The organism is Dyadobacter endophyticus, assembly GCF_014641595.1.
Taxonomy (GTDB): domain Bacteria; phylum Bacteroidota; class Bacteroidia; order Cytophagales; family Spirosomataceae; genus Dyadobacter; species Dyadobacter endophyticus.
This window is the reverse complement of the sequence record NZ_BMIA01000002.1, coordinates 1272678-1299342: the sequence shown is the minus strand read 5'-3', so window position 1 is coordinate 1299342 and position 26665 is coordinate 1272678. Positions and strand designations below refer to the sequence as shown.

The window sequence follows — 26665 nt, the reverse complement described above, 5'->3', positions numbered from 1 at the left end:
AATTATAATTGCAAAGGAAAATATTATTTAGACTAATTACAATTACAATGAAATATTTTTTGTGAATAAGAAATTGATACTCCGGAACGGGGATTAATAATGCGACAGATTGTTACTTGATCGTCGCTTGGAGATTGACCGTGACAATGTCTTTCAGTTTCCAGTCCTTTTCGCCGATTTTGTAATCGAGGCGGTTGATGTCGAAGGAACTTGTGAGGGAATAGCTGCCGTCGGCATTCTTTTTAGCATCGAAGGGAAGCGCGACGGTTTTGGAAACATCGCGCATCGTCAGGGTGCCGGTGGCCTGGTACTTATCGCCTTTCTTCTCGACTTTGGAAGATTTGAAATGGATATCGGGATATTTCTCGACCCAGAAATATTTGTCGCCCTTCAAATCTTTATCCCGCGAGTTGTTGTTGGTTTTGAACGTGCCAGCAGCAATTTTGACATCGAACGAAGCATTTTCCGGGTTTTTCTCATTGAAAACAGCCTCCCCGCGCGGCGCGTCGAATGTGCCGTTGCAGGTGCCGAGGATGAACTTCACGCTGAACTTGGTGGAACCGGAAACGATTTTGGTCGTTTGAGCGGAAACATGGCCGGCAAAAACCGTGGCCATGACGCATAATGTAAGTAGGAGTCGCATGTAAGTTTTAGTTTGGATGCATATCAGAGTTCTTCCAGCAAGGATTCGCCTTCTGAGCGGTCGCCGGAAGTCCATTGCCATTTTTCATGCATACGGATTTTACCGTTCGGAAGTTGCTCAGGCGTCGATTTACAAATGCCCGTCGTGATCTCGCCCTTGTCATTCACCTGGTGATAGCGCATATCCAGGTTTCCGTGCTCGTCTACGAGTGCGATCAGATGCCCGCTGCGAATGCGCCCGCCTGCGTACGTAGAGGTCACTATATTGCCCGATTGTTGATACACAAATTGCATGCCCAGATCTACCTCACCGTTTTCGGAATTGGACAATGGGACGAATACTTTGTTGTTATAATTGATCATAGGGAATTGCCGTCTTAATGCGCCAAATATAGGTATTAAGACGGCATTTCGATCAAAGAACGGAGGTGATCCACCATGTATTGCCACACGGGTCGGATACGCCGCAGCTCCGGCCATACTCCTGATCGGCGGGTGGCATAATGCTTGTGCCGCCGGATTGCAGGGCTTTCTCGTAGCTGGTGTCGGCATTCTCCACATAAACGAACAGGTTTGCGGGTTGCGCGGGCCATTCGGCGCGTGCATCGCAGAACATGATGACACTGCCGCTGATGGAAACTTCTGCGTGTTTGATCATCTCGGGCGCATCTTCCTGGTAGTGCGTGGCGGATACTGTGCCATCAAATACATTGGTGGTAAATTCTTTAAATCTGGCGGCGCCGTCCAGCATCAGATAAGGGATTACGGCCTGGTGGCCGTTCGGGATTTTTACATTGCTCATGATTTTTGTTTTTGATTTAAACAAAAGTAGCCGGGCTGCCGGCCCTGAAATTGGAAAAATACGACATCATGCATCGCGGTAACCTGTCCCTTCCGCGTTGCCGGAGAAATAGGTTTTTGGGTGCTCTCCGGAGAATGCCTTGAAGTCGTGAATGAAATGCGATTGGTCGTAATAGCCGCATTCGTAGGCGATTTCCGTGAGTGATTTTTCCTTATTGCCGTATTCATTAAGGGCCGAGTGGAACCGGATAATCCGGCTGAACAGCTTCGGATTGAAACCTGAGAATGCCAGAAATTTTCGTTCGAATTGCCGGGTAGACAGAAAACTTTGCGCCGCAAGCTCCGGGATTTTGGCCAGCCCGTTGGAACGGATCACGCTGCTGATCACCGAAAAAACCGCCGGTTCATGCACCTCGTGGCTGCGAATGCGTTTCCTCAGAAACTCTGCGACAATATGAACGCGCTCGGGATGATCGGTCGCGAGCATGACACGTTCTTCGAGTTCGATTCCCGCATTACCTAAGAACGTGGCTAGGTCGGGCATCTGATTGCTTAGTTCCGCCGCGGGGATGCCGAAAAGCGCTGGAATAGCGAAAGGGTAGAGGTATACCCCGAAGATCCCGAAATCCTCGCCAATCCGGAATCGCCGGAAGGATTGTGATTGCCCATGAATGCCCGAGCGGAAGGAAAGCTCCGACTGGTCGGTTTTCAAGAGTTCGTCGAAACGGCCTTTGAAATGAAATACCATTTCCGCGCATCCGTCGGCCATAGTCCGGTGGAAGTAGGCTTCGGCGTCGGCGAGGTCGTGTTCCAGGACCCAGAAGAAGCGGACGTACCGAGCAAGGTCGGCTGGCGGGAGTATTGTGAAATATTTCATGAACTAGCCTATTTAGTCTATCTGCGTTAAGGGCATTCTTTTATTATATTCTACGAAATTTATATTTTTGAAATCTCTTTAATACATTTGACCGGATATTTTGGCCGGTTTGAAACCCTGGCGGTTATCCTCCCGTTATAGTTGAAAATGTAACGGTATTCAATAAATAGTCGATTACCTACTCAGTTTCTTGCTATGAAATTAGTGCCCATAGAGAAGCGCACCGGACTTACGCGCGAAGAATTCATCGAGAATTACTTAAAACCAAGCCGCCCGGTGGTGTTTACCGACCTGGCGAAAGATTGGCCGGCGGTTCAGAAATGGACTTTCGAATGGCTTCGGGAAAACCACGGGAGCCTGGATGTTCCCCTGGTAGATAACCACATCCACGACGCCGACAAATATTTCCAGATTGCCAAAACGATGAAATTCGGCGATTACCTGAGCCTCATAGAAAAAGGCCCGACCGATCTCCGGATTTTCCTTTTCGACATTTTTAAAAAAATCCCTGAGCTCGCGGACGATATCCGTTTTCCGACGATCATGGATGGCTTTCTGAAATCTTACAAATTTGTATTTTTTGGTGGAGAAGGTTCGATTACGAACCTGCACTACGATATGGACTGCTCAAATGTGTTCCTGACGCAGTTCCAGACCCGCAAGCAGGTTATTTTATTCTCTCCCGAAGAAAGCCGCAGGCTTTACCACCACCCGTTCACTGTCATGAGCAAGGTGAACCCGCTTGATCCGGATTACGAGAAGTTCCCGGCATTGAAGGGCGCAACCGGTTACGAAACAATTCTTCATCATGGGGAGACGATCTTCATTCCTTCGCTCTGGTGGCATTATATCCGCTATGTGGATGGCGGTTTCAGCCTCGCATTGCGCGCGAACAATTCCATTTTCACGGCAGTCCGGGGTGGCATGAACCTGGTTCGTCATACTTTTGTAGATAAAAGCATGACTAAACTCCTCGGTATCGACTGGCAGCATTGGAAAGAAAAGAAAGCAGTCGAAAACGCACAGGAATTGGTGCAAAAGCAAGCATAAGGTAATAAGGCGCGGATCGACGCCCGGCGACGCATTTCAAGGAAACTAATCTATCTTTGAAATGCGTTCCCTTGATATTGCCTTACGACTAGCTATGAACTTCGAACTCACTTCAGAATACCAGCCAACGGGCGATCAGCCGGAGGCGATCAAACAACTAATACAAGGAATTGAAAACGGAGAACCTGCCCAGACCTTACTTGGGGTGACGGGTTCAGGGAAGACATTCACGGTGGCCAATGTGGTATCGCACGTGAACAAGCCGACCCTCGTACTGAGCCACAATAAAACGCTGGCAGCCCAGCTTTACGGCGAGTTCAAGCAGTTTTTTCCCACCAATGCCGTCGAGTATTTTATCAGCTACTACGACTATTACCAGCCTGAGGCATTCATTTCCACCACCAATACCTACATTGAAAAGGACCTGATGATCAATCAGGAGATCGAAAAGCTGCGTTTGCACACTGTCTCGTCGCTCATGAGCGGGCGCCGGGATGTGATCGTGGTGGCGTCGGTTTCTTGTATTTATGGTGCGGGAAACCCTTTGGAATACAAAAAAAGCATCGTGAGCGCCAAGCTCGGCGATGTGGTAAGCCGCAACCAGTTTCTGTTCAGGCTTGTGGAAATCCTTTATAGCCGGACGGAAGTAGAATTCAATCGCGGGACTTTCCGCGTAAAAGGCGATACGGTCGATGTTTTTCCGGGTTATGCGGATTTTGCTTACCGTTTTATCTTTTTCGGGGATGAAATCGAGGAGATCCAGCGCATCGAGCCCGAGACAGGTAAGAAGCTGTCTTCTGAAAAAGCGATCGCCATTTTTCCGGCAAACCTGTTCGTTACCGGTCGCGATGTTCTGAACCAATCCATTAAAGAAATACAGGACGATCTGCAAAATCAGATCAAGTATTTTATTGCCGAAGGAAGGCTTGCGGAGGCCGAACGCGTGAAAGAGCGTACCGAGTTTGATATGGAGATGATGCGCGAACTGGGCTATTGCTCCGGCATCGAGAACTATTCCCGCTATTTCGATCGTCGAATGCCCGGGCAACGCCCATTCTGTCTGCTCGACTATTTTCCTGAGGATTTTTTGATGGTGGTCGACGAAAGCCACGTGACGATGCCGCAGATCCGCGCCATGTGGGGCGGCGACCGCTCGCGTAAAGAGGCTTTGGTGGAATACGGTTTTCGGCTGCCATCGGCACTGGATAACCGGCCGCTGACATTCCAGGAGTTCGAAGACATGACGCCGCAAACCATTTTTGTAAGCGCCACGCCTGCGGATTATGAACTGAGAAAGTCGGAAGGTGTTGTCGTTGAGCAGATTATACGTCCTACCGGTCTGCTGGATCCCGAAATTGAAGTGAGGCCAAGCCTGAACCAGATCGACGACCTGCTGGAAGAAATAAATGAACGCATTAAGTTGGGCGACCGCGTTCTGATAACCACTTTGACGAAACGGATGGCCGAAGAGCTGAGCAAATACCTCGACCGCGTCGGTATCAAATGTCGCTATATTCACTCGGAAGTGAAGACATTGGACCGCGTGGAAATATTACGGGAATTGCGCCTTGGCATATTTGATGTGCTGGTGGGCGTAAACCTCCTCCGCGAGGGGCTCGACTTGCCCGAAGTATCGCTCGTGGCCATTATGGATGCAGACAAAGAGGGTTTCCTCCGTGATACCCGCTCCATGATCCAGACCATCGGCCGCGCGGCGCGTAACGACCGCGGGAAGGTGATTATGTATGCGGATACCATCACCGGCTCAATGCAGCTTGCGATCGATGAAACAAATCGTCGCCGGAGCATTCAAATGGATTACAATATGGAGAACGGCATCACGCCAAGAACCGTTCGGAAATCCAAAGAGGCCATTATGGAGCAGACTTCTGTGGCCGATTCCAAGGTTCGCAAAATATACGTTGAGCCGGATGAAGTCCGCATTGCAGCTGATCCTGTCGTTCAATACATGGGTAAAACCGATTTACAAAAACTCGTTGCCGAAACCCAGCGTAAAATGGAAGCCGCCGCGAAGGATCTGGACTTTCTGGAAGCTGCACGGTTGCGGGATGAACTGCTGCAATTGAAGGCGCGGGTGCAGGAGCAGGGGTGACCCGCGCCGCAAAATTGTGAAATGCGGATAATTGCTTAAATTTATCAGGCGTCTATCAACTATCTCATGATCAGAACACTGATTACACCGGAAAATACCAACATCTTGCTGGAAGTTCCTGCTTCATTTGTCGGAAAGCAGGTAGAGGTGATCGCGTTCACGGTCAGTGATTTTGTGGAGGAAGGTGTTGAGCAAGACCTAATTTTAACACACTATGCCAGCCAGAAAACCCTTGAAAAAGACTGGCTGACCGAGGAAGAAGATGAAGCATGGCAAAATTTGTAAAAGGTGAAGTTGTAGTTATCCCCTTTCCATTCTCCGACTTGTCTGGTTCTAAAAGGCGCCCTGCGCTAGTCGTTGCCGATTTGCCGGGCGATGATCTCCTGCTATGCCAGATTACTTCACAGAGCTCCAAAGATATTTACGCAATCCCATTGCTGGTAATAGATTTTATGAATGGGTCGCTCCCGGTTAACAGTTTTATCAGACCCACTCGCCTATTCACGGCTGATAGAAATATCGTTGTCCGTAGAGCTGGATTGGTCAAGACGGAGATAATCAATGATGTTACTCAGACGATCATTAAGATTATTCGGTAATCTGCTGACGTTCTTCCAAATGTTCCAGCAGCTCCAACACCTCTTCCCAACTATTCACCCGGGTATGCCTATTGATTCCCCTGTTGTGCCCTGCGGTGAATAGAATAGGCTTTCCTTTGTGAAAATCGAGGTTTTTAAAGTGATCGTCGATGAGGTAATCGGTGTTGATCACACTTTTGTCTCCGCAGAAAATGATGTTTCTCCAATGGATCGAGGGAAAGTGTTCGGCTAGCCAGTCGTGTTTTTCAGACAGAGAATTTGGGAACTCCATGGCAGCGGATACGATGTAGACTTCGTAGTTTTCTTGCAATTTGATGATGGCCTCCTGCGATCCGGGAATGACGGGTGCATTACGGAAAAATCCAGGTTTGTAAATCAGGCTCCGCGCGGCTAACGGGTCCGGAAAGGCCTGGTCTTCGGGAATGCCGTGCATATCCTGTTTCGTAATTCTTATCCCAAAAGCGTCTGCGTACCAGTTGATCCAGTTAGCTTCAATGTCGACGATGACATTATCCATATCCACCGCAATCGATTTTTTCATGACGAAAGAAATTAGTATTTGCAATTATTTGCAACAAATATAAAATTACTATGCAATATTTTGCAACATTAAATTTGAAATGTTTGTTAAATTTGCAAACATAATTGGGGTACCTATGTTAAAAGAAGAACGTTTCCAGATCATACTGGATCAGTTGGGGCATGATCAGAAAGTCTATCTGGGGCATCTGAGCACACTTTTGAATGTGTCAGAGGACACTGTCAGGCGGGATATCAAGGAGCTGGCCGACCAGGGCTTGCTCAAATCGGTACGAGGGGGTGCAGTGCCGCATTCACCAGGCCCGCACCATTTCCGCGATAGGGTCAAATATGACAATGATCAAAAGCAGATTATTGCAAAAAAGGCGTTACAGTTTCTCAAAGACGGCCAGGTAGTAATCTTCGACGGCGGTACTTCAGCAATGCTGATCGCCCAAATGCTTCCGAAAGACCTGAAACTGACGGTTATCACTAATAGTTTCCCTATTGCCTCGATTCTGGAAGAGCATGAGCACGTTGAAGTGCTGTTTGCCGGAGGGCGTTTGCTCAAAGACTCGTTTGTCACGATCGGCAATGATGCAATGCAGTTTTTCAAAAAGTTCCGGGCAGATATTTGTCTGCTCGGCATTTGCAGCATTCACACCGAGCTGGGCGTCACCGGCCCTGATTTCGAGGAAAGCGAAGTGAAGAGGACTATGATTGAATCGTCGAAGGAAGTAATTGCATTAGCAACTACTGAAAAGCTGGGTACTGCCGAGGCCTACTATGTTTGTCCGACAGAACGGTTATCCATGATTATTACTGATAAAGAGGCTGAAAACGAAGAGTTTAATATTTACCGGAAGCTGGGAATCAGTTTAGTCTGATTCCCGGGCGCCGTTTATTTTTTAGTAGTTTCTTCAATTTTAAAAGAAGTATCGTCGATGCTCTTCGTGTCCTGATTAATGGCATTCGAAAACCCGAGCATAAACGAAATAGCCATCCTGAGAAGCCATTTCCGCAGGAAGAATACGGTTCGTTTGATTCCCATTTTCCAATCGATTTAAATGAAATGCCAGGCTAAGCTCATAGCCTGGCCCAAATGCGCCCCGGGCGCATCGTTAGAGGCATCCGCGAAATGCGGGACGCCGGATTACGATAGGAAAATGGAATGGGGGTCAGCCGAGCGCGTACGGCTCCGGAAATGCTGATTTTGAATGTGAACGCAGCCAGGCACCCGGGTGAAGTGGAAATCGGGATGCTGCGTGATGGAGCTACTTAGCTTATTCGAAAGGTAAGTAAGATGTGCGTGTTGCTGGTTTTTAAAACAGGTAAAAGCAAAGGGCCGGTTTCCAGCGGGTTTGAGGTTTTTAAGGCTGAATAGGCTTTGCCATTGACTAACGCGCTGAACAGCATAGACTTGCTCAGTTTTATAGGGGCCAACACCTGCGATCTCCCTAAAATGGAGGGTACTGACAGACAAAACTGTCAGGAATAACCATTTTAAGAAGTAGCGTCCTCTCATTATCGGTTGATTTTAACTATCTGGGAGCCATTCTGATGGCCCCGTCCAAACGAATTACCTCGCCGTTCAGCATCGGATTTTCCACAATGGATTTAGCAAGTAATGCATATTCGGAAGGCTTTCCAAGTCGCGAGGGAAACGGAATCTGTTGTCCTAATGAAATGCGGGCTTCTTCCGGCAATCCCATTAGTAAAGGTGTTTCAAAAAGTCCCGGTGCGATGGCCATTACGCGAATGCCGGATTTTGCAAGATCCCGCGCAACGGGTAGCGTCATACTCACAATCCCGCCTTTGCTCGCGGCATAAGCTACCTGCCCCATTTGGCCGTCATAGGCTGCCACGGAAGCCGTATTGATGATTACGCCGCGCTCACCTTCCGCATTTGGCTCATTCTTCTCCATTGCAAATGCAGCCAGCCGCATTACATTGAATGTGCCGATGAGATTAATACGAATCGTTTTTTCAAAAAGCTCAAAAGAATGCGGGCCGTAAATGCCATCCGCTTTGCCTACGATCTTGCGCGCGGGAGCGATGCCGGCGCAGTTGACCACGATTTGAATACCGTCAAAGGTTTGCAGGGCAATGTCCAGCGCATTCTGGACTTCGCTTTCGCTGGTTACGTCGGTTCTGATGAATTTAAGCAGGCCTGGAAATTCGTTTTCCAGCGCTTGTCCAGCCGTTTCATGTAAGTCCAGGACAACAACTTTGGCTCCCTGACTTATGAATAGCCGTGCAGTCGCTTCTCCAAGGCCGGAGGCGCCGCCGGTGATGAGGGCTGTGGAGGTTTGGAATTGCATATTGGATAAAACTAAGATTTTTGTGCTGACTTCCCAAAAATTGTGACAATTTATATATGCGTAAAAAAGGCGTCACACTCGTGGGACGCCTTTTTATTATCATTGAAACGGAAGTTTCATCTACACAACCTCAATCTTCACCTTCAACAAAAACTCATCCATCTCGATTTCCGTCGCTTCTCCATTAAGGTCGCCGACTAGGTTGAGGTCCAGGGCTTGTACTTCCTGGCAGATGTAGTCTTTATTAGCGGTTACTGCGCTGGCGAGCAGGCCGTTGTTGTCTTGTAAGGTAATGCGGATCTTGTCGGTTACTTCAAAACCGCTGTCTTTGCGGAGATTCTGCACACGATTTACGAAATCACGGGCGATACCTTCCAGGCGCAGGTCTTCGGTAACGGTAATGTCGAGGGCAACGGTCAGGCCGCCTTCGCTCGCAACAAGCCAGCCTGGAACGTCTTCGGCGATGATTTCCACGTCCGTTAATGCGATTTCGATAGGCCCGCTGGTAGATGGCAGCGTAATGGCGGTGCTGGCTTCGATTTCACGGATTTGAATTTCATCCATCGCGGAAATGGCCGCGGCTACCTCCTTCATTTTCGGTCCGAATTTAGGTCCGAGTGTTTTGAAGTTAGGTTTGATTTTCTTTTTCAAAATGCCGCTGTCGTCGTGTACGAACTCGATGTGCTTCACATTCACTTCCGAAAGGATAATGTAAGCTACCTGCTCGATCTGACGTTTCGTTTTATCACTTAGAACAGGGATCAGGATTTTGGACAATGGCTGACGTACTTTCAGCTTATGTCCTTTCCTGATCGAGTGAACAAGCGAGCTAATGCGCTGCGCGAGGTCCATTGCCTCTTCCAGGTCGGTATCGACTACTTCTGCCTCGATTTTCGGCCAGTATGTCAAATGCACCGAGTCGTATTTGAATGGCGCATTGTGCTGAATAGACGCTTCGCGATCGCTGTCCGTCAGGTTTTTATATAACCATTCTCCAAAGAAAGGTGCGATGGGCGACATAAGCTGCGAAACGGTTGCCAAACAATGGTGCAATGTCTCGTAGGCAGCTGCTTTGTCGTTGGTCAAACCTTCGCCTTGCTCAGCCGATGGGTTCCAGAAGCGGCGGCGGTTGAGGCGGATATACCAGTTTGAAAGCTGGTCGGTAACGAAATCCTGCACGAGGCGGCCCGCTTTGGTCGGATTGTAATCGTCGAATTGCTCGCCAACTTCCTTGATCAATGTATTCAGCTTCGATAAAATCCAGCGGTCGAGCTCAGTGCGCTTTTCGATAGGTACAGAATTCGCTTCGTGGAACTCGTAACCGTCGAGATTCGCATACAATGCAAAGAAATTGTAGGTATTCACCAACGTTCCGAAGAACTTGCGCTGTACCTCGCCGATGCCGTCGATATTGAATTTCAGGTTATCCCACGGCTCCGCATTGGTGATCATATACCAGCGTGTCGCATCTGGGCCATATTGTGCCAGGGTCGCAAACGGGTCGACGGCATTGCCAAGACGTTTCGACATTTTGTTGCCGTTCTTATCAAGTACCAGGCCGGTCGAGACCACATTCTTGAACGCAACCGAGTCGAACAGCATTCCCGCAATGGCGTGCAATGTGAAAAACCAACCGCGGGTTTGGTCTACACCTTCCGAAATAAAGTCGGCAGGGTAGGCTTGGTTGAAGACTTCCTGGTTTTCAAACGGATAATGCCATTGTGCGTATGGCATCGCGCCGGAGTCGAACCAAACGTCGATCAGGTCCGGTTCGCGGTGCATGATGTGGCCTGTTTTACCTATCAGCACTACATCATCCACATATGGACGGTGCAGGTCGTAGTCGCCATGTTCCAGTTTTTGCAGATAATCCGAGTTGTGCAATGCCTGCTCGCGGGTAAGGTGGCCGGAAATAATGGCTTCTTCCAGCTTGTCTTTCAGTTCTTCGATCGAGCCGATGCATACCTCATCGCCATAATCGTTCCGCCAGATCGGCAGCGGCGTGCCCCAGTAGCGCGAGCGCGAGAGGTTCCAGTCAACCAGGTTTTCAAGCCAGTTGCCAAAGCGGCCGGTACCGGTACTTTCGGGTTTCCAGTTGATGCTTTTATTCAGTTCTACCAACCGGTCTTTCACAGCAGTGGTGCGGATAAACCAGCTGTCGAGCGGGTAGTAAAGCACCGGCTTGTCCGTACGCCAGCAATGCGGGTAGGGGTGTTCGTATTTCTCGACTTTAAATGCTTTGCCTTCTTCTTTCAGTTTGATGGCGATCAGCACGTCGGTCGGGCGGAACTCGGGATCGTCCTGTTCGGCCTGGGAGTAATATTCAGGTTTTACAAAACGGCCTGCGTAATCCGTGATTTCTTTCACAAAACGGCCCTGGCGATCTACGATAGGCACTTCTTTGCCGTTTTCGTCCTTCACCATAATGGGCGGGATACCATTTGCCTGTGCAACCCGGAAGTCGTCCGCGCCGAAGGTAGGAGAGGTGTGCACTACGCCGGTACCATCTTCGGTAGTTACGAAATCGCCGAGGATGACACGGAAAGCGGGAGTCTCCGGTTGAATGTAAGGCAGCAGTTGCTCGTACTCGATGCCTTCCAGGGCTTTGCCTTTGAACTCATTTAAAACTGTCCAGGGAAGCAGCTTTTTATCACTGGCCGCATAGCCTTCGAAATCGCCGTTGTGGCCTTTTTCGGAGAAATATTTGCCTACCAGATCCTTCGCAAGCACAACGGCCACAGGCTCGTGCGTGTAAGGATTAAAGGTTTTAACCAACACATAATCAATATTGCCACCCACGGTCAATGCGGAGTTCGCAGGAAGCGTCCAGGGCGTGGTCGTCCAGGCCAGAATGCGGATATCCAGGTCGGCGGAACCCGCCAATGCTTCCCATTTAGCAGCATCTTTGACCTTAAACATGGCCACAATGGTAGTATCCTTCACGTCTTTATACGTGCCGGGCATGTTCAGTTCGTGCGACGACAGACCCGTTCCGGCAGCCGGTGAATATGGCTGGATCGTATAGCCTTTGTAGAGTAAACCTTTGTCATATAGCTTTTTGAGCAGATGCCAGAGGCTTTCGATATATTCGCTTTTGTAGGTAATATAAGGATTGTCGAGGTCAACCCAGTAACCCATTTTCTCGGTCAGGTCATTCCACTGGTCGGTGAATTTCATGACCGTCTGGCGGCATTTTTCGTTATAATCCGCTACCGAAATCTTCTTTCCGATATCGTCCTTGATAATGCCGAGTTCTTTTTCCACTTGTAGCTCGACCGGCAGACCGTGCGTGTCCCAGCCGCCTTTACGCTTCACCTGAAAGCCCTGCAAAGTTTTGTAACGGCAGAAAATATCCTTGATCGCCCGCGCCATTACGTGGTGAATGCCCGGCGTACCGTTGGCCGACGGCGGTCCTTCATAAAATGTGAAAGTAGGGGAGCCCTCGCGAGTTTCTACCGATGCTTCAAAGATCTTCTTGTCTTTCCAGAATTTCAGTACTTCGTCCCCGATTTGCGGGTAACTCAGATTTTTATATTCGTTGTATTTCATATGGGTTGTTAGCGTCGGGCGTTTGCCCTGGCTGGTCATGTAAATAGCACTATTTATAACCCTCTCCGGATTTTAAGAGTGCAAAATTACGGATTTTTTTCCGCTAAAAGGATGTACGCTTTTGAATGAATCTGACGGAGATTGTATTATTTTGGTGCCTCAATCATCAATCGCGAAATGGAACTTATCAACACCCTGTTATCAGCCAATAAAACCTGGGCCGCCAGGCAACTCGAAGTTGACGAAACATATTTTGATAACCTGGCCAAAGACCAGAAACCGGATTTTCTCTGGATCGGATGTTCCGACAGCCGCGTACCTGCCGAAGACCTGACAGGTTCGCAGCCCGGTGAAATGTTTGTACACCGCAACGTAGCCAACCTGGTGGTACATACGGATATGAACATGCTCAGCGTGTTGCAATATGCCGTGGAGGTGTTGAAAGTGAGGCATATATTGGTTGTCGGGCATTACCAATGTGGCGGCGTGAAAGCGTCGATGATGCACAAGGACCTGGGCCTGATCAATCGCTGGCTTCATAATATCAAAGATGTGTACGACAAGTTCGCCACCGAGCTGGATGCGATCGAGGACGAGAAAAAGCGTTTCGACCGTCTGGTGGAACTGAATGTAATCCAGCAGGTGCACAACCTTGCGCAGACGAGCATTGTACAGGGGGCGTGGCACCAGGGACAGGAGCTGCACCTCCACGGCTGGGTGTTCGGCCTGCACGACGGACTTTTGAAAACCCTGGCCCATATGCCGCCGAATACGAAGGTGGAGGGGATTTATCGTTACGATTTCTGATTTTTTTGTGGGAGGAAAGGGAGGAAGGAGGAAAGGGAGGAGGGAAAATGAGGAGTGAGGCTTTTCTTCCTCCTTCTTCCATCCTCCCCATCCTCCCTTTCATCCGTTTCCTCCCTTTTTGGTAGTTCACATCGTTCGCCCTATATTCGTAGTCTTAATTGAGTCTAAATAAGATAACTGGCGACGAATCGATGAAGAAACTGATTGGAAAACTCCATCTGTACCTGGGACTTATCTCCGGCATTATGGTGTTCATCATTTCCATCACGGGGTGTATCCTGGCATTTGAGCAGGAAATCAAAAGCATTACGCAGCCCTATATGTTTGTAAAAGGCCCGACAGGCGGGAAGGTGCTGCCTCCGTCGGAGCTCGCAGAGATCGCTAAAAAGGCGCTGCCCGGCAAGGTGGCCAAAGGGGTGCTTTACGATACGCCCGATCGCAATGCACAGGTAGGTTTTTACAACCTCGATCCCGAATATTATTACGTCGCCTATATCAACCAATACACCGGGAAATTGGAGCACGTCTGGAATGAGGACGACGATTTCTTCCATTTCATTCTCCACGGGCATTATTACCTATGGTTGCCTGAAAAGATCGGCCAGCCGGTAACTGCTTCGGCTACGCTCGTTTTCTTTTTCATGATGATCAGCGGGATGGTGCTTTGGTGGCCCAAAAACAAATCTGCCGCCAGACAGCGTTTTTCGATCAAATGGAATGCGGCGTGGCGACGGAAAAACTACGATTTGCATAATGTTTTGGGCTTCTATATCATGTCAATCGGCGTGATTCTGGCCTTAACCGGGCTTGTTTGGGGCTTCCAGTGGTTTTCGCAAGGACTTTATAAAGTCACAGGCGGGCAGGGATCGGATATATATTACAACCCGACTTCCGACACTATTTCAACCACGCAGGTAACCGGCCCGATGCAGGCTGTGGACAAGGCATGGTTGCAATTACAAAACGAATATCCCAAATATTCGACCCTCAATATTTCCTTCCCTACCGAGAAAGCAGAGTCGATTTTCTCTTATGTGAACTTCCGGGAAGGCACTTACTACAATGTCGATTATAATTATTTCGATCAATATTCGGTCAAAAAAATTCAGGCAACTGGCCCTTATACCGGCAAATACAGCGAGGCCAACTTCGCAAACACACTCCGCCGGATGAATTACGACATCCACACGGGCGCTATCCTTGGGTTGCCGGGCAAGATTCTCGTATTCTTTGCCAGCCTGATCTGCGCTTCATTACCCGTTACCGGCTTTGTGATCTGGTGGGGCAGAAGGAAGAAGGCTCCAAAAAAGGTAAGGAAGAGCGTTCCAGTGATGAAAACGGCAGTGTGATGGGATCGCCCAGATTCCGCCGCCGGAATGGTCTACTGCTTTTGGTAAATTCTTACATAATCCACTTCAAACCGGGCAGGGAATTCTGTTTTGGACAAATCGCCGCCGTTGTCGCCCCCCAATGCCATGCCCAGCAGGATGTAATGCGGCTGTTTAAACGGCGTAATGTCTTTGTTTTTAGCATTAACAGCCTTTGCCTGGTCCTGTGAGGCCATCAGCATGTCATCCACATAGATTTTGATTGAATGCTCGTCCCAATCCATACGCCAGACGTGGAATTTCGACGACCAATCCGGATCCCCGAACGTGCTGATCTGTTTTTTATTGGTATTCCAAACAGGTTTATAGCGCTCATTCGAGCCCCAGGCGAGGTTAGCGAGCAACATGCCCCTGTAAAACTCCATAATATCGATCTCGCCGTTATCCGGCCATTCGCCCTGATCGCCCAGCGTCCAGAAAGCGGGCCAAATCCCTGAGCGCGTGTCGATTTTGGCGCGCATTTCGAAACGGCCGTATTGAAAGCTCTTTTTGCCGCGGGTAATGATGCTGGCCGAGGTGTATTCGGCATATTCGCGACTTTCTTTCCAGTTATTGCTGCCCGGCTTGTAATTGGGGTTTTTGACACGCTCTTTTTTTGCCTCGATAATCAGGTAACCGCCTTTACAATAGGCATTATCACCCTGGTACCACTGGTCTTCGTGGTTTCGGGTAAAACCTTTTTCGGGCTGCCACACATTCGGGTCGGGTGCGCCGTCGTAGTCGAATTCGTCGGCCCATATTAGCTTGTATTGGGCTGTGGTCGGCGTCAGTGTGATGAGAGCCATGATGATCGTCAGAAGCAGTTTATCAGGAGTAGTCATTGGTAGTCGGTTGTTGTTCCTTGATGTTATCTGGGAAAGTGGCGGGAGCCGCTCATTTACCCGAAATGGCAATTTGAAAAGAATTGACACTATTAATCGCCGTGCCGGGTTTTTATTTCTGACGGTTTTCCTTTTTCTTGTAAGCAACCGTTTGCCGCCGCTTTTGTCGGCTGACGTTATTTTTGATATGCGTAAATTCATTGATACTGCCAAAAAAGCCGGCCTGGACGGTTTTATGCTCGCATTGCTCAGCATGATCCTGCTCGCGTGGCTCTGGCCCGCACCGGGTATGCAGCACAGCCCGCTTCATCTCTCTACGGTTTCTACCTATGCCGTTTCAGTCATATTCTTCTTTTATGGCCTCCGTCTCAGTCCCGAAAAGCTGAAAGCCGGACTCGTGAACTGGCGGCTGCACGTGATGGTACACTTGTCGACATTTGTACTTTTTCCCGTGCTTGCACTGGCATTCAGACCGTTTTTTCAGAATGGGGAAGGGCAAACCATGTGGCTGGCGATCTTTTTTCTGACGGTCCTCCCGTCCACCGTTTCGTCGTCGGTAGTAATGGTGTCTATTGCGCGCGGTAATGTCCCGGCGGCGATATTCAATGCCAGTATTTCGAGCCTTATCGGCGTTTTCATCACGCCGCTATGGATGGGCCTCGTGCTGGAATCTGGCTCAGGGCAAGCCAGCGCCGGACATTTTGATCTCCTTTCGGTAGTCGGAAAGCTGTCCATACAAGTATTATTGCCGGTATTTGCCGGAATTGTGCTCAACAAGCGTTGGGGCCATTTCGCGGAGCGCCACAAAAAGTACATCCGCTATTTCGATCAGTCGTCGATTTTGCTGATCGTTTACACTTCTTTTTGCGAATCGTTCGGAGAGCACCTATTCGATTCGCTTGGAATAAAAGAAATTGTATTTTTAGGGATAGGAATGCTCGCGCTGTTTTTCGGGATCTATTTTCTGCTGACGTTCATCAGCGGTTTGCTGCATTTCAACCGGGAAGATAAGGTTACCGCGGTATTCTGTGGTTCCAAAAAATCGCTGGTGCAGGGTGCGGTGATGTCGAAAGTGCTGTTCGCGGGGCCGGAAGCGGGCTTAATGCTCCTGCCGATCATGCTTTACCATGCTTTACAACTGATCGCAGCGAGCATCATTGCACAGCGGGTAGCCCGGGAACTTGAAGTAGCGGAGGATTTTGTACTTAAAAAATAATGTATGCGGATCATATCGTGGCTGGTGCGGCTGGTAGTACTGATTTTACTTTTGGCGGGGATCAATGCATTATGGTCGGGTTTCCGGACCGGCCCCTGGCTCCCCGAATGGCTCGGCGGGGAGGATAAGGTCGAAACAATGCATACGGTGGTTTTGCAGGAAATCAGCTCGATGGGCAAGCTGGAAGTAGTGAAATACAATTTCAAGGACGTAGTGGAGCAGGAAATTGTAAAAATGTGGCTGCCTAATGCCAAAGCGATCCTGATCGTGCAGGGCGAAGCAATTGGTTGTGTGGACCTGGCTAAGATTTCAATGGAAGATATTAGCTCCGACGCCGAAACGCTGGTGATCAATATGCCCGAGCCGGAGCTTTGTGTTTTTAAAATAGACCATAGTAAATCAAAGGTTTACAATACGGAATATGCATTTACCGACGAGGCGAAGCTGGTGCAGGAGGCTTACAAACAAGCCGAAAAGCAGATCCAAAAATCGGCCCTCGACATGGGTATCCTGGATCAGACCAAGGAGAATGCCCAAAAGATATTGACCCCAATGCTTGAAAAAGCTTCGGGTAAAAAGGTGGTGCTTAAATTTCCAATGAATGCCAAAGTAGACAAGTTGCGATAATATCAATGCGCTAAACCAACCCTTTCTGATGAGTAAAAAAGGATTTTTGACGCTGGATGAACTTTCGGGCAAGATTGGGGGAGGGGAGATCGAAACAATTGTTGTAGCATTTACGGACCATTACGGCCGTCTGATGGGGAAGCGCGTCGACGCCGATTTTTTTCTCGATTCGGTTTCCAAATCGGGTACGCACGGTTGCAACTACCTGCTTACAACCGACATGGCCATGGATCCGGTGCCGGGTTACCGCTACGCCAACTGGGAGCTGGGCTACGGCGATTTTCACATGGTACCGGATTTATCGACATTACGGGTTGCTGACTGGCTCGAAAAAACGGCGCTGGTGATCTGTGACGTTCATAACGATAAATCGCATCGGCTGGAATCCATTGCCCCCAGGTCTGTTTTGAAAAAGCAACTGGATGCCCTCTCCGGCGACGGAATGGAATGCTTTGCCGCTTCCGAGCTGGAATATTACCTGCTCGAAAACAGCTATAAGCAGGCATTTCAGCAAAACTACCAGAACCTGAGCCCGGCGGGATATTACCTGGAAGATTATCATATCATGCAAGGCACGCGGAACGAAAAATTCACATCGGCAGCGCGCAGGCATTTGAAAAATTCAGGCATAGCAGTCGAGACTTCGAAGGGCGAATGGGGCCTGGGGCAGCACGAACTAAACGTGAAATATGCCGACGTACTCTCGATGGCCGATAACCATGTCGTTTACAAGCAATGCCTGAAAGAAGTAGCCGACGCCATGGGTCTTTCGGTGACATTCATGGCAAAGTTTGCGACGGATCAGGCGGGTTCGAGTAGTCATATTCACATGAGTTTGTGGAAAAATGGCAAAAATATCTTCGACGGGGACCAGCAATTCGGTCCTGTAAAAGGCTCGGATATTTTCCGCTGGTTCCTGGGTGGCTGGATCAAACACGTGCCCGATGTAATGCCGTTCTACGCCCCGACCGTCAATTCCTACAAACGTTTCGTAGATGGCTCCTGGGCGCCTACTCGGCTGGCATGGAGTTACGACAACCGCACGGCTGGTTTCCGGGTGGTAGGCAGTGGCCCAAGCCTGCGTATCGAATGCCGTATTCCGGGTGCGGATTGCAACCCTTACCTCGCATTTGCAGCATCGCTGGCCTCCGGGTTGGATGGCATCAGAAACCGTATCGAACCGCCGGAGTGCTTCGTTGGAGACATTTACGCAGCCGCGCATTTGCCTCGTGTGCCTTATACGTTAGCGGAATCCATTGCATTATTTGAAAACAGTTCGTTTGCGAAAGAAGCTTTCGGCGCAGAGGTCGTGGAACATTACACCCATTTTTTCAAAACGGAACAGCACGCATACGACACTTCCGTAACGGATTGGGAGCGGAAGCGGTATTTTGAACAGATTTAGACTCAATTACTATTTATTAAACCATAACATTAAAATCCAACCCCATGCGCTTAGAAAACAAGGTCGCCCTCATTACAGGTGGGAGCGGCGGGATCGGTCGGGAAACGGCCATTTTGTTTGCCAAAGAAGGAGCTAAAATTGTCGTAACCGATGTGAATGACGCGGCTGGTCAGGAGACAGCCGATGAAATTGTCAGAAATGGTGGCGAAGCCTATTTTCTGCATTCTGACGTGTCCAAAGCCGCTGATTGTGAGGCTGCGGTGGCTTTCACGGAAGAGAAATTCGGGAAGTTGAACATTATTTTCAATAACGCCGGCATCATGCACAGCGATGACGACAATGCCGTTACCACCGAGGAGGCTATCTGGGACCTTACGATGAATATCAATGCGAAAGGTGTTTTTCTGGGATGCAAATACGGTATACCGGCATTGCAGCGCGCCGGGGGAGGTTCTATTATTAATACTGCATCATTTGTCGCAATCTTGGGCGCAGCCACGCCGCAGGTGGCCTACACGGCGAGTAAAGGCGCGGTACTGGCGCTCACACGCGAGCTTGCGGTCATACATGCGCGCGAGAATATCCGTGTGAACGCATTATGCCCCGGCCCGCTGCGTACGGAGCTGCTCATGAAGTTTTTGAATACCGAAGAAAAGAAACAGCGCCGCCTCGTACATATTCCCATGGGCCGCTTCGGTGAAGCCAAGGAAATGGCCTATGCCGCATTGTTCCTCGCTTCGGATGAGGCGTCTTTCGTTACCGGTACCGACTTCCTGGTCGACGGCGGAATTACTTCGGCTTATGTAACTCCATTGTAAATAGGAGGAAAGGGAGGAGGGAGGAAGGGGAGGATGGAAGAAGTTTCCTATTTCTGATCCTTTCCTCCTTCCCCCCTTTCCTCCCCTTTCTCACTTTCAAAAAATGATTCAAAAAACAATAAGCCCTATCGATGGCTCTGTGTATGTGGAGCGCGAACTGGCGAATGCGGCGGCTGTGGAGGCTGCTTTGGAAAATGCGATTGCCGCACAAAAGGAGTGGAAAAAAACGACGCTGGCCGAGCGGGAGGCAATTTGTCGCAAGGCAGTCGAATACTTTCTGAACAATGCCGATGAAATCGGTCTCGAATTGACCCGGCAAATGGGGCGGCCGGTTCGTTATACGGCAAATGAGATCCGTCGCGGTTTCCAGGAAAGAGCTAATTATATGATTTCGGTTGCTGAAAAAGCGCTCGCTGATGTAGAAGTTGATGAAATTCCGGGCTTTAAGAGATTTGTAAAAAGAGAGCCGCTGGGCGTAGTATTCGTGGTCGCTCCATGGAATTATCCATACCTCACCTCGGTAAACTCAGTGATACCTGCGATTTTGTCGGGCAATGCGGTGCTATTGAAGCATGCACAGCAGACACCGCTTTGTGCGGAGCGCTATGCCGCTGCGTTCGAATACGCGGGACTGCCCGAGGGCGTGTTTCAGTACTTGCATTTGAGCCACGATCAGGTAGCACAGGTGATTGGTGACGGGCGAGTAGACTACGTGGCGTTTACCGGCTCTGTGGAGGGTGGTCATGCAGTTCAGAAGGCTATCAATGAGCGTTTTATTATTGGAGGCCTCGAATTGGGCGGTAAGGACCCGGCATATGTACGCGCGGATGCGAACCTCGCCGATGCCGTGGAAAATCTTGTGGATGGCTCTTTCTTCAATTCGGGCCAGTCGTGCTGCGGCATCGAGCGTATTTACGTGCATCAGGCTGTTTATGATGAATTTGTTAAAGGATTTGAGGAACTGACTAAGACTTATGTTCTGGGCGATCCGCTGGATTCAGAAACGACACTTGGTCCGATGGTGAGAACCTCCGCGGCCAATTTTGCGCAAAAGCAAATTGATGACGCCATTGCACAGGGTGCTACCGCATTAATTGATCCTGCACTGTTTCCAGCACATCAGACGGGAACACCTTACCTTGCTCCACAGGTGCTTGTGAATGTAAACCATTCCATGGACATCATGACGGAGGAAACTTTCGCGCCCGTAGTCGGCATAATGCCCGTTTCCGGCGACGAGGAGGCTATTCGCCTGATGAACGACAGCCAATACGGTCTTACGGCTTCGATTTGGACTTCGGACGTGGACGCAGCATTGCAGATCGGCGAACAAGTCGAGACCGGGACCTGGTTCATGAACCGTTGCGACTACCTTGATCCTGCATTAGCTTGGACGGGCGTCAAGAATTCGGGGCGTGGTTGCACGCTTTCGACCGTCGGGTACGAGGCGCTTACCAGGCCTAAGTCTTTTCATTTGAAAATAGGGTAGAAATGACAAAAGTCGGTTTACTGGAATGTGACCACGTGCGCGAAGAACTGCTGCCGATCGCAGGTGACTATCGCGAAATGTTTCCCGCATTATTCACGCAGGTAGCGCCGGATTGGGCGTTTACATTTTATGATGTTTGCAACGGCCATTTCCCGGCGTCGGCAGATGAATGTGAGGTATATGTTTGCACCGGCTCCAAGTCATCGGTCTATGACGACGAACCCTGGATTCATCGGTTGAGAGCGTTTGTCAAGGAAATTCATAACTCGGGGAGAAAATATCTTGGCATTTGCTTTGGGCATCAGATGCTGGCCGAAGCGCTTGGCGGGAAGGTGCAGAAATCGACCGTCGGATGGTGCGTCGGAGTGCATAACTTTCAGGTATTAAGTCAGGAAGAATGGATGTTGCCGTCACGGCAATCGTTCAGTCTGCTGATGATGTGCCAGGACCAGGTAATGGAACTGCCGCCTGACAGCACGCTGCTGGCCGAAACCCAGGACTGCCCGGTCGGGATGTTCAGGGTAGGTGAGCACATGGTAGGAATACAGGCGCACCCCGAGTTTACGAAACCTTACGAAAAGGCACTAATGGAAATCCGCACCGAGCGCATTGGTCAAGCGAAGGTGGAAATGGGCATCGTGAGCCTGGAATTGCCGGTACATGAGCTGACCTTTGCGAATTGGTTAAAGAATTTCGCTGCGCTATGAAGTGGCATTTCGGTTTGCTATTTTTACCGTTGCTAAGATTTTAACTTACCCATAGCCGCAATGACCGAGAACAGTACGGTATCCAGGCGTCAGATTTTAAGTGCCCACCAGACGGGCCAGAAAATACGCAGGATCGCTTTTGAAATATATGAGCAGAATTTTGAGGAAAAGGGCATTATCATCGCCGGTATCGCCGGGGAAGGTTTTGCTTTCGCCAAAAGACTTACGGCAGCATTGACCGAAATCTCCCCGTTGGACATCCAGCTGATCGAACTGCGTTTTGACAAAAATATCCATCAGCAGAGCCCGATCCTGTTCGATCGTGAACTGAATATCGAAAACAAGGTTGTGATTGTCGCGGACGATGTACTGAATACGGGCCGTACGCTTGCTTTTGCGTTGGAACCGTTCCTGAAAGTACCGATGAAAAAGGTACAGGTAGCGGTGATCGTCGATCGTAGCCACCACAAATTCCCCATTCATGCGCACTATGTCGGATATTCGCTGAGTACCACACTTACAGAGCACGTGGAAGTGGTACTGAGCCGGGAGGAGGAAGAGGGCGTTTATTTGAAATAGCATTTTCCAGGAAGGCACCGCTGTGGAGCCTTCCTGGTGCTTTGATTTCGCCGCAGTTCTATTTTATTTCCAGGATTTCCAAAATCACACTAGCCCGCCGCGCATTTACCACCGGGTTAAAACCAGCAGTCATCAGAAAATCCCCTGAATAAACCTGATCTTCCCGGACCGGTGATTTGGAATCAGGATAGAGGTTCAATTCCTTCACTTTGTATTTTTTACCGGCATCCAGCCCCTGTAAACGAACGGCCATGTCCGAGCCGGCACCGTTCCGATTGCTTACCAGATAGGAGAACACAATGGCCCGGTCCTTGTTTTTGGTAGCAAAAAGCAGGGAGGCGAAATCGTTCTTCTTCGGATCGATCAGCCGGTAAAGGTCGCCGTGCCATACAACATCCTTGATCGCATTGTAAGTGGCGACGGATTGCTGACTGAATTGCAGGTCTTTTTCATTCAAATGACTCACCACAATATCGTACCCAAGCTTGCCCATCATCGCCACGTCGGTGCGGAATTTCAGCGGCTGCTTGCCCCAGTCGGTCACGTGTGCGCTTTGCGTGAGGGCGGGGAAGAAGTAGGAGTATTCCCACTGCATGAAAACCCGTTCGAGCGGGTCGGTGTTGTCGCTGGGCCAGAACTCGGTGAAATATTTCAATGCCTCGTAATCGACCCGGCCGCCGCCGCCCGAGCAGAGCATCATAGGTACTTTCGGATATTTGGCGCGGAGCTTTTCGAGGACTTTGTACAGGCCTCTCACATAATCCACATATAGCTGCGACTGCTTTTGCTTGTTCTTTTCGAGATAGGCTGAATGCGCATTGAAAGTAATGGCGTTACAATCCCATTTAATGTAGGCAATGTCGGGATTCTCCGTAAAAAGCTTGTCCAGAATGCCAAAGACAAAGTTTTGAACTTCGGGATTCGACAAATCGAGCGGCAACTGGTTGCGCATATAATGCTCGGGTCGCTGCGGCTGACGGATCACCCAGTCGGGATGTTTTTCGTAAAGCTCGCTTTTGGGGTTCACCATTTCCGGTTCTACCCAAATCCCGAATTTAATGCCCGCATTTTTGGCTTCTTTAACGAGGTATCCGATTCCGTGCGGTAGTTTTTTGACGTTTTCCTGCCAGTCGCCGAGGCCTGCGCGGTCGTCGTTACGGGGATATTTGTTGGCAAACCAGCCGTCGTCGAGCAGGAAGAGGTCGACACCGAGTTTCTTGCCGTCTTTAAAAAGTCCCGACAGTTTTTCCTCGTTGAAATCGAAATAGGTGGCTTCCCAGTTGTTCAGTAGCGTGAGCCGAGAGCCTTCACCATCGAGGATCCGGTATTTGCGGGCCCAATTGTGGAGGTTGCGGCTCGCTTCGCCCTTTCCGTTTTCCGAAAATGTGTAAATGAAAGAAGGTGTTTTGAAATCTTTGCCCGGGCCCAGCGGATATTCGGAAGCGTAGTTGTTAATGCCCGCTATCAGCCGGAGATTATGGTAGGAATCCACCTCGAAATCCATACGGAAGTTACCCGACCAAGCCAATGTTCCGAGCAGTACTTTCCCCTCGGTTTCAGTTGCGGGGTTGTCGAACGAAAGTTGGAAGCTGGGTGGCTGGAACAGGTTGGCGCGCGTTCCGAGCTTAGAATCCAGCACGCGGATACCGGCCGTAAGTTGTTCTTCTTCCGGGTTCATCTCGCGCGCCCAAGTACCGTTATAATGCGTCAGATAGAAATCTTTGCCAGGGAAATAGAGGTTGGCGGAGGCATATTTGTTCAATGTAATCTCTCCTTTTTCTGCGCTTTTGATCAAGCTCCATTGTTCAACCACGTTCTCACGGGAGTAGGTTTTATAAAACAATGTGACTTCCACAGCGTAGGCGGGATCTTTGAGTTGAATGCTTGTGACGGCCACATTGTCGCCTTCGCGCGTGGTTTGGTGGTTTACGTAAACAAGATCGGTCGATTTGTTACCATCGGCATGTGTCACCTGCAAAGCCGGCTCCGAAATACTCCACGAGCCTGCGGGCGTGTAGGCGGAGTTGTAAATGCCTGCATTACCATCGCGCTGGCGGCTTTGGGCGCTTACGAGGTCGTATTCGGAGGCCTGGGCCAGTTTTTTGCCAAAGTAAATGATCGAGAGATGTTTGTCCTGATCGGTTTGCAGCACCAGGGCATTTTGAGCGGTTTCGATGGGAATGGTAACCTTTGTCTGGGCTGCTGAACAGAATGCGTGCAGGACAAGCAGCAACAGGGGAAAGGCAGTGCGCCGGAGAAGATTCATTGGAACATTAAAGGGGATAGTTTGAAAAAGAAAAAGGATCAAAATTGGCAATGTTACTTGGCAAAATTGATCCTTTGAAAGGCTTGAAGACGATATTAAGAGAATACCCGGCGCAGTTTTACATTCTCGACCGGCCGGATAATCAGCGGTACTTTTTCGATTTTAACAGAGCTGCTATCGAGTCCGAACCATTTATCCTCCGGTGTCGTGAAATCCTTCACGAAGAAATAGGTCTTCATAACGAGCTGTTCGAGCAATGGCAGGTCGTTTTCAAACGAAAGGAACCTTTCCAGCACTACGAACCGGAAATCCCCGGTAATGTTCTGTTTGCTCAGTGATTCGTAACGGCTGGTAATATCAACTTCTTTGTTTAAAACCATATCCTCTACCACCTTGCGGAAGAACATATTGATCCGTTGATCGACGCGGAAACCAAGCCGGAAGTTGATTTTGATGACGTTATCATGATTGTCTTCGTCCGACAGCACCTTGTATTCCATCGTGTAAGGATCATCCGTAATGTCGACGTGGATAAACCAGTACACGTCCGCTCGTTTGGGCCGTTTCTGGAAAATGGAGTAAATGACCTTGGTCTCGATTTCGGTTGCACGTGAGGCGTTGGTCATGAACACGAGGTGGGTCGTATATTTTGGAATGCTGATATCGCGGCTCAGCTCGTGCAATGCCGGTAGGTATTTTTCCAGCTTGGTATATTCGGTGAGCCGGAGTTTGATGTAAAATGCTTTGAGCCATACGGCCATCAGCCCGGCTACTAATGTCCCGACCATGATCGTAAACCAGCCCCCATGGGTAAATTTGAGCAGGTTAGCCCCGAGAAAAGCTCCCTCAATGGAAAGGTATAACAGCATAAACATGATGACGATCCATAAATTCACCCTTTTTACGTATAGGTAATACGACATCAGGATAGTGGTCATAATCATCGTTAGGGTTATTGCCAACCCGTACGCAGCCTCCATATTGGCCGATTCTTTGAAGTATAGGACTACTGACACACATCCCAGCAATAGCAGCCAGTTGATACTTGGAACATAAAGCTGGCCTTTTTGGTCACTGGGATAGATAAGGCGGACCTTTGGCCAAAAGTTGAGTCTTATCGCTTCTGAAATCAGTGTAAACGATCCGGATATTAATGCCTGGCTCGCGATGATTGCAGCGGAAGTTGCAATGACGATGCCGGGTAAGAGCCACCATTCCGGCATGATTTCGTAGAATGGCTTGCGTCCATCCAGCAAATTGCCCGTTTCGGAGAGTAGCCAGGCTCCCTGGCCGAAATAATTGAGAATGAGGCAGGATTTGACGAATATCCAGCTTACCCGGATATTTCCCCGACCACAGTGCCCTAAATCGGTGTAAAGTGCTTCGGCTCCCGTTGTACATAGGAAAACCGCACCAAGCATCCAAAATCCGCCGGGATGCTGCGTCAGTAATTGATATCCATAATATGGGTTGAATGCTTTGAAGATACCCGGGTGTTCTAAAATCTGATAAAGCCCCAGAACACCAAGCATCACGAACCATGTCACCATTAAAGGCCCAAATGTGCGCCCGACGATTTTTGTACCAAATGCCTGGATCAGGAAAATCGCCGTCAGAATGCCGAGTACAATCGGAATGGTCTGGATATTCGGATACAACAATCTCAAACCTTCCACAGCAGACGCAACGGAAATCGGGGGGGTAATGATGCCGTCGGCCAGCAGGGTGCTTCCTCCGATAATTGCGGGAACTGTCAGCCATCTGGCATGCTTTCTTACCAATGCGTACAAAGCGAAAATGCCTCCCTCGCCACGGTTATCGGCCCGGAGAATCAAAATAACGTATTTGACGGTCGTTTGGAGGGTGAGCGTCCAGAATATGCAGGATAGCGCACCATAGATAATCTCTTCGGATATAATCTCACTTCCGATAATCGCCTGCATTACATAGAGTGGCGACGTACCGATATCGCCATATATAATGCCGAACGCCACCAGTAGCCCGGCAGCCGTTACCTTGTCAACTTTGTGTTTTGATTCCATCCACCTTTTATGAAAAACGGCGAAAGTTA

25 protein-coding genes are annotated in these 26665 nt (G+C 49.4%); 14 read left to right on the top strand and 11 right to left on the bottom strand.

Annotation, left to right across the window (positions count from 1 at the left end):
* Window positions 1–112 precede the first annotated feature (112 nt).
* The 4 genes from IEY24_RS17530 to IEY24_RS17515 form a co-directional block, all read right to left on the bottom strand.
* Window positions 113–643 carry a YceI family protein gene (locus IEY24_RS17530; RefSeq protein ID WP_188934382.1) on the bottom strand — a complete coding sequence of 177 codons (531 nt, stop codon included), beginning with the start codon at window positions 641–643 and terminating at the stop codon, window positions 113–115.
* A gap of 23 nt (window positions 644–666) precedes the next feature.
* Window positions 667–1005 (bottom strand): avidin-fold protein, encoded by a 339-nt coding sequence (locus IEY24_RS17525; RefSeq protein ID WP_188934380.1) that lies wholly within the window; start codon window positions 1003–1005, stop codon window positions 667–669.
* A 52-nt stretch (window positions 1006–1057) separates the two neighbouring features.
* Window positions 1058–1444: a VOC family protein gene (locus IEY24_RS17520; protein ID WP_188934378.1), complete on the bottom strand. Its 387-nt coding sequence runs from the start codon at window positions 1442–1444 to the stop codon at window positions 1058–1060.
* A 66-nt stretch (window positions 1445–1510) separates the two neighbouring features.
* The gene (locus IEY24_RS17515) at window positions 1511–2320 is read right to left on the bottom strand and encodes a helix-turn-helix domain-containing protein (RefSeq protein ID WP_188934376.1); all 810 of its coding nucleotides are present in this window, start codon (window positions 2318–2320) and stop codon (window positions 1511–1513) included.
* A gap of 195 nt (window positions 2321–2515) precedes the next feature.
* On the opposite strand from IEY24_RS17515, the gene IEY24_RS17510 reads away from it, so the two are divergent.
* The 4 genes from IEY24_RS17510 to IEY24_RS33100 all read left to right on the top strand — a co-directional run bounded on the left by IEY24_RS17510 (window position 2516) and on the right by IEY24_RS33100 (window position 6082).
* A complete protein-coding gene (locus IEY24_RS17510; RefSeq protein ID WP_188934375.1) occupies window positions 2516–3370 on the top strand; it encodes a cupin-like domain-containing protein in 855 nt (284 codons plus the stop codon).
* Between the two features lie 94 nt (window positions 3371–3464).
* Window positions 3465–5483: an excinuclease ABC subunit UvrB gene (uvrB, locus tag IEY24_RS17505; RefSeq protein ID WP_188935238.1), complete on the top strand. Its 2019-nt coding sequence runs from the start codon at window positions 3465–3467 to the stop codon at window positions 5481–5483.
* A 66-nt stretch (window positions 5484–5549) separates the two neighbouring features.
* Entirely contained in the window at window positions 5550–5768 is a 219-nt protein-coding gene (locus tag IEY24_RS17500; RefSeq protein ID WP_188934373.1) for a hypothetical protein, read from the top strand.
* Complete coding sequence (locus IEY24_RS33100) at window positions 5753–6082, top strand: type II toxin-antitoxin system PemK/MazF family toxin (protein ID WP_188934371.1); 330 nt, start codon at window positions 5753–5755, stop codon at window positions 6080–6082. Before IEY24_RS17500 ends, IEY24_RS33100 begins: the two co-directional genes overlap by 16 nt.
* Here IEY24_RS33100 and IEY24_RS17490 read toward each other — a convergent pair.
* On the bottom strand, window positions 6072–6623 hold the full coding sequence (locus IEY24_RS17490) for a 5' nucleotidase, NT5C type (RefSeq protein WP_188934369.1): 552 nt from the start codon (window positions 6621–6623) through the stop codon (window positions 6072–6074). The genes IEY24_RS33100 and IEY24_RS17490 overlap by 11 nt on opposite strands.
* Window positions 6624–6738: 115 nt before the next feature.
* Here IEY24_RS17490 and IEY24_RS17485 point away from each other — a divergent pair, with 115 nt between their 5' ends.
* On the top strand, window positions 6739–7488 hold the full coding sequence (locus tag IEY24_RS17485; protein WP_229222515.1) for a DeoR/GlpR family DNA-binding transcription regulator: 750 nt from the start codon (window positions 6739–6741) through the stop codon (window positions 7486–7488).
* A 14-nt stretch (window positions 7489–7502) separates the two neighbouring features.
* On the opposite strand, the gene IEY24_RS17480 is transcribed toward IEY24_RS17485, so the two are convergent.
* From IEY24_RS17480 to ileS, 3 genes are all read right to left on the bottom strand, one after another.
* Window positions 7503–7652, bottom strand: coding sequence for a hypothetical protein (locus IEY24_RS17480; RefSeq protein WP_188934364.1), 150 nt, complete (start codon window positions 7650–7652; stop codon window positions 7503–7505).
* Between the two features lie 490 nt (window positions 7653–8142).
* A complete protein-coding gene (locus IEY24_RS17475; protein WP_188934362.1) occupies window positions 8143–8922 on the bottom strand; it encodes a 3-hydroxyacyl-CoA dehydrogenase in 780 nt (259 codons plus the stop codon).
* Window positions 8923–9042: 120 nt separating this feature from the next.
* Window positions 9043–12471 (bottom strand): isoleucine--tRNA ligase, encoded by a 3429-nt coding sequence (gene ileS, locus IEY24_RS17470; protein ID WP_188934360.1) that lies wholly within the window; start codon window positions 12469–12471, stop codon window positions 9043–9045.
* Between the two features lie 177 nt (window positions 12472–12648).
* On the opposite strand from ileS, the gene can reads away from it, so the two are divergent.
* Together can and IEY24_RS17460 are read left to right on the top strand one after the other, a co-directional pair.
* Window positions 12649–13278, top strand: coding sequence for a carbonate dehydratase (can, locus tag IEY24_RS17465; protein ID WP_188934358.1), 630 nt, complete (start codon window positions 12649–12651; stop codon window positions 13276–13278).
* Window positions 13279–13469: 191 nt separating this feature from the next.
* Complete coding sequence (locus IEY24_RS17460) at window positions 13470–14627, top strand: PepSY-associated TM helix domain-containing protein (protein WP_188934356.1); 1158 nt, start codon at window positions 13470–13472, stop codon at window positions 14625–14627.
* A 32-nt stretch (window positions 14628–14659) separates the two neighbouring features.
* On the opposite strand, the gene IEY24_RS17455 is transcribed toward IEY24_RS17460, so the two are convergent.
* The gene (locus IEY24_RS17455; RefSeq protein ID WP_188934354.1) at window positions 14660–15487 is read right to left on the bottom strand and encodes a glycoside hydrolase family 16 protein; all 828 of its coding nucleotides are present in this window, start codon (window positions 15485–15487) and stop codon (window positions 14660–14662) included.
* A gap of 187 nt (window positions 15488–15674) precedes the next feature.
* On the opposite strand from IEY24_RS17455, the gene IEY24_RS17450 reads away from it, so the two are divergent.
* The 7 genes from IEY24_RS17450 (at window position 15675) to IEY24_RS17420 (ending at window position 22328) form a co-directional block, all read left to right on the top strand.
* The gene (locus IEY24_RS17450) at window positions 15675–16703 is read left to right on the top strand and encodes a bile acid:sodium symporter family protein (protein ID WP_188934352.1); all 1029 of its coding nucleotides are present in this window, start codon (window positions 15675–15677) and stop codon (window positions 16701–16703) included.
* Window positions 16704–16706: 3 nt separating this feature from the next.
* Window positions 16707–17330 carry a DUF4230 domain-containing protein gene (locus IEY24_RS17445; RefSeq protein WP_188934350.1) on the top strand — a complete coding sequence of 208 codons (624 nt, stop codon included), beginning with the start codon at window positions 16707–16709 and terminating at the stop codon, window positions 17328–17330.
* A 28-nt stretch (window positions 17331–17358) separates the two neighbouring features.
* Window positions 17359–18735 carry a glutamine synthetase family protein gene (locus IEY24_RS17440; protein ID WP_188934348.1) on the top strand — a complete coding sequence of 459 codons (1377 nt, stop codon included), beginning with the start codon at window positions 17359–17361 and terminating at the stop codon, window positions 18733–18735.
* A 44-nt stretch (window positions 18736–18779) separates the two neighbouring features.
* Complete coding sequence (locus IEY24_RS17435) at window positions 18780–19553, top strand: glucose 1-dehydrogenase (protein WP_188934346.1); 774 nt, start codon at window positions 18780–18782, stop codon at window positions 19551–19553.
* Between the two features lie 103 nt (window positions 19554–19656).
* Window positions 19657–21042 carry an aldehyde dehydrogenase family protein gene (locus IEY24_RS17430; protein WP_188934345.1) on the top strand — a complete coding sequence of 462 codons (1386 nt, stop codon included), beginning with the start codon at window positions 19657–19659 and terminating at the stop codon, window positions 21040–21042.
* A 2-nt stretch (window positions 21043–21044) separates the two neighbouring features.
* Window positions 21045–21749 (top strand): glutamine amidotransferase-related protein, encoded by a 705-nt coding sequence (locus tag IEY24_RS17425; protein WP_188934343.1) that lies wholly within the window; start codon window positions 21045–21047, stop codon window positions 21747–21749.
* A gap of 60 nt (window positions 21750–21809) precedes the next feature.
* Entirely contained in the window at window positions 21810–22328 is a 519-nt protein-coding gene (locus IEY24_RS17420) for a phosphoribosyltransferase family protein (protein WP_188934341.1), read from the top strand.
* 58 nt (window positions 22329–22386) lie between these two features.
* Here the strand turns inward: IEY24_RS17420 and IEY24_RS17415 are convergent, their stop codons facing one another.
* Both IEY24_RS17415 and IEY24_RS17410 read right to left on the bottom strand, forming a co-directional pair.
* Window positions 22387–24594: an alpha-galactosidase gene (locus tag IEY24_RS17415; RefSeq protein WP_188934339.1), complete on the bottom strand. Its 2208-nt coding sequence runs from the start codon at window positions 24592–24594 to the stop codon at window positions 22387–22389.
* A gap of 95 nt (window positions 24595–24689) precedes the next feature.
* Entirely contained in the window at window positions 24690–26636 is a 1947-nt protein-coding gene (locus IEY24_RS17410) for a KUP/HAK/KT family potassium transporter (protein ID WP_188934337.1), read from the bottom strand.
* Window positions 26637–26665: the final 29 nt, after the last annotated feature.

Bases quoted from the DNA above. Each gene is read 5' to 3' on its own strand.
- IEY24_RS17485 (WP_229222515.1), top strand. From the start codon at position 6,739: ATGTTAAAAGAAGAACGTTTCCAGATCATACTGGATCAGTTGGGGCAT.
- IEY24_RS17530 (WP_188934382.1), bottom strand. From the start codon at position 643: ATGCGACTCCTACTTACATTATGCGTCATGGCCACGGTTTTTGCCGGC.
- IEY24_RS17450 (WP_188934352.1), top strand. From the start codon at position 15,675: ATGCGTAAATTCATTGATACTGCCAAAAAAGCCGGCCTGGACGGTTTT.
- IEY24_RS17440 (WP_188934348.1), top strand. From the start codon at position 17,359: ATGAGTAAAAAAGGATTTTTGACGCTGGATGAACTTTCGGGCAAGATT.
- uvrB (WP_188935238.1), top strand. From the start codon at position 3,465: ATGAACTTCGAACTCACTTCAGAATACCAGCCAACGGGCGATCAGCCG.
- IEY24_RS17445 (WP_188934350.1), top strand. From the start codon at position 16,707: ATGCGGATCATATCGTGGCTGGTGCGGCTGGTAGTACTGATTTTACTT.
- can (WP_188934358.1), top strand. From the start codon at position 12,649: ATGGAACTTATCAACACCCTGTTATCAGCCAATAAAACCTGGGCCGCC.
- IEY24_RS17480 (WP_188934364.1), bottom strand. From the start codon at position 7,652: ATGGGAATCAAACGAACCGTATTCTTCCTGCGGAAATGGCTTCTCAGG.
- IEY24_RS17490 (WP_188934369.1), bottom strand. From the start codon at position 6,623: ATGAAAAAATCGATTGCGGTGGATATGGATAATGTCATCGTCGACATT.
- IEY24_RS17425 (WP_188934343.1), top strand. From the start codon at position 21,045: ATGACAAAAGTCGGTTTACTGGAATGTGACCACGTGCGCGAAGAACTG.
- IEY24_RS17510 (WP_188934375.1), top strand. From the start codon at position 2,516: ATGAAATTAGTGCCCATAGAGAAGCGCACCGGACTTACGCGCGAAGAA.
- IEY24_RS17420 (WP_188934341.1), top strand. From the start codon at position 21,810: ATGACCGAGAACAGTACGGTATCCAGGCGTCAGATTTTAAGTGCCCAC.
- ileS (WP_188934360.1), bottom strand. From the start codon at position 12,471: ATGAAATACAACGAATATAAAAATCTGAGTTACCCGCAAATCGGGGAC.
- IEY24_RS17410 (WP_188934337.1), bottom strand. From the start codon at position 26,636: ATGGAATCAAAACACAAAGTTGACAAGGTAACGGCTGCCGGGCTACTG.
- IEY24_RS17520 (WP_188934378.1), bottom strand. From the start codon at position 1,444: ATGAGCAATGTAAAAATCCCGAACGGCCACCAGGCCGTAATCCCTTAT.
- IEY24_RS17500 (WP_188934373.1), top strand. From the start codon at position 5,550: ATGATCAGAACACTGATTACACCGGAAAATACCAACATCTTGCTGGAA.
- IEY24_RS17460 (WP_188934356.1), top strand. From the start codon at position 13,470: ATGAAGAAACTGATTGGAAAACTCCATCTGTACCTGGGACTTATCTCC.
- IEY24_RS17415 (WP_188934339.1), bottom strand. From the start codon at position 24,594: ATGAATCTTCTCCGGCGCACTGCCTTTCCCCTGTTGCTGCTTGTCCTG.
- IEY24_RS17430 (WP_188934345.1), top strand. From the start codon at position 19,657: ATGATTCAAAAAACAATAAGCCCTATCGATGGCTCTGTGTATGTGGAG.
- IEY24_RS17455 (WP_188934354.1), bottom strand. From the start codon at position 15,487: ATGACTACTCCTGATAAACTGCTTCTGACGATCATCATGGCTCTCATC.
- IEY24_RS17475 (WP_188934362.1), bottom strand. From the start codon at position 8,922: ATGCAATTCCAAACCTCCACAGCCCTCATCACCGGCGGCGCCTCCGGC.
- IEY24_RS17435 (WP_188934346.1), top strand. From the start codon at position 18,780: ATGCGCTTAGAAAACAAGGTCGCCCTCATTACAGGTGGGAGCGGCGGG.
- IEY24_RS33100 (WP_188934371.1), top strand. From the start codon at position 5,753: ATGGCAAAATTTGTAAAAGGTGAAGTTGTAGTTATCCCCTTTCCATTC.
- IEY24_RS17515 (WP_188934376.1), bottom strand. From the start codon at position 2,320: ATGAAATATTTCACAATACTCCCGCCAGCCGACCTTGCTCGGTACGTC.
- IEY24_RS17525 (WP_188934380.1), bottom strand. From the start codon at position 1,005: ATGATCAATTATAACAACAAAGTATTCGTCCCATTGTCCAATTCCGAA.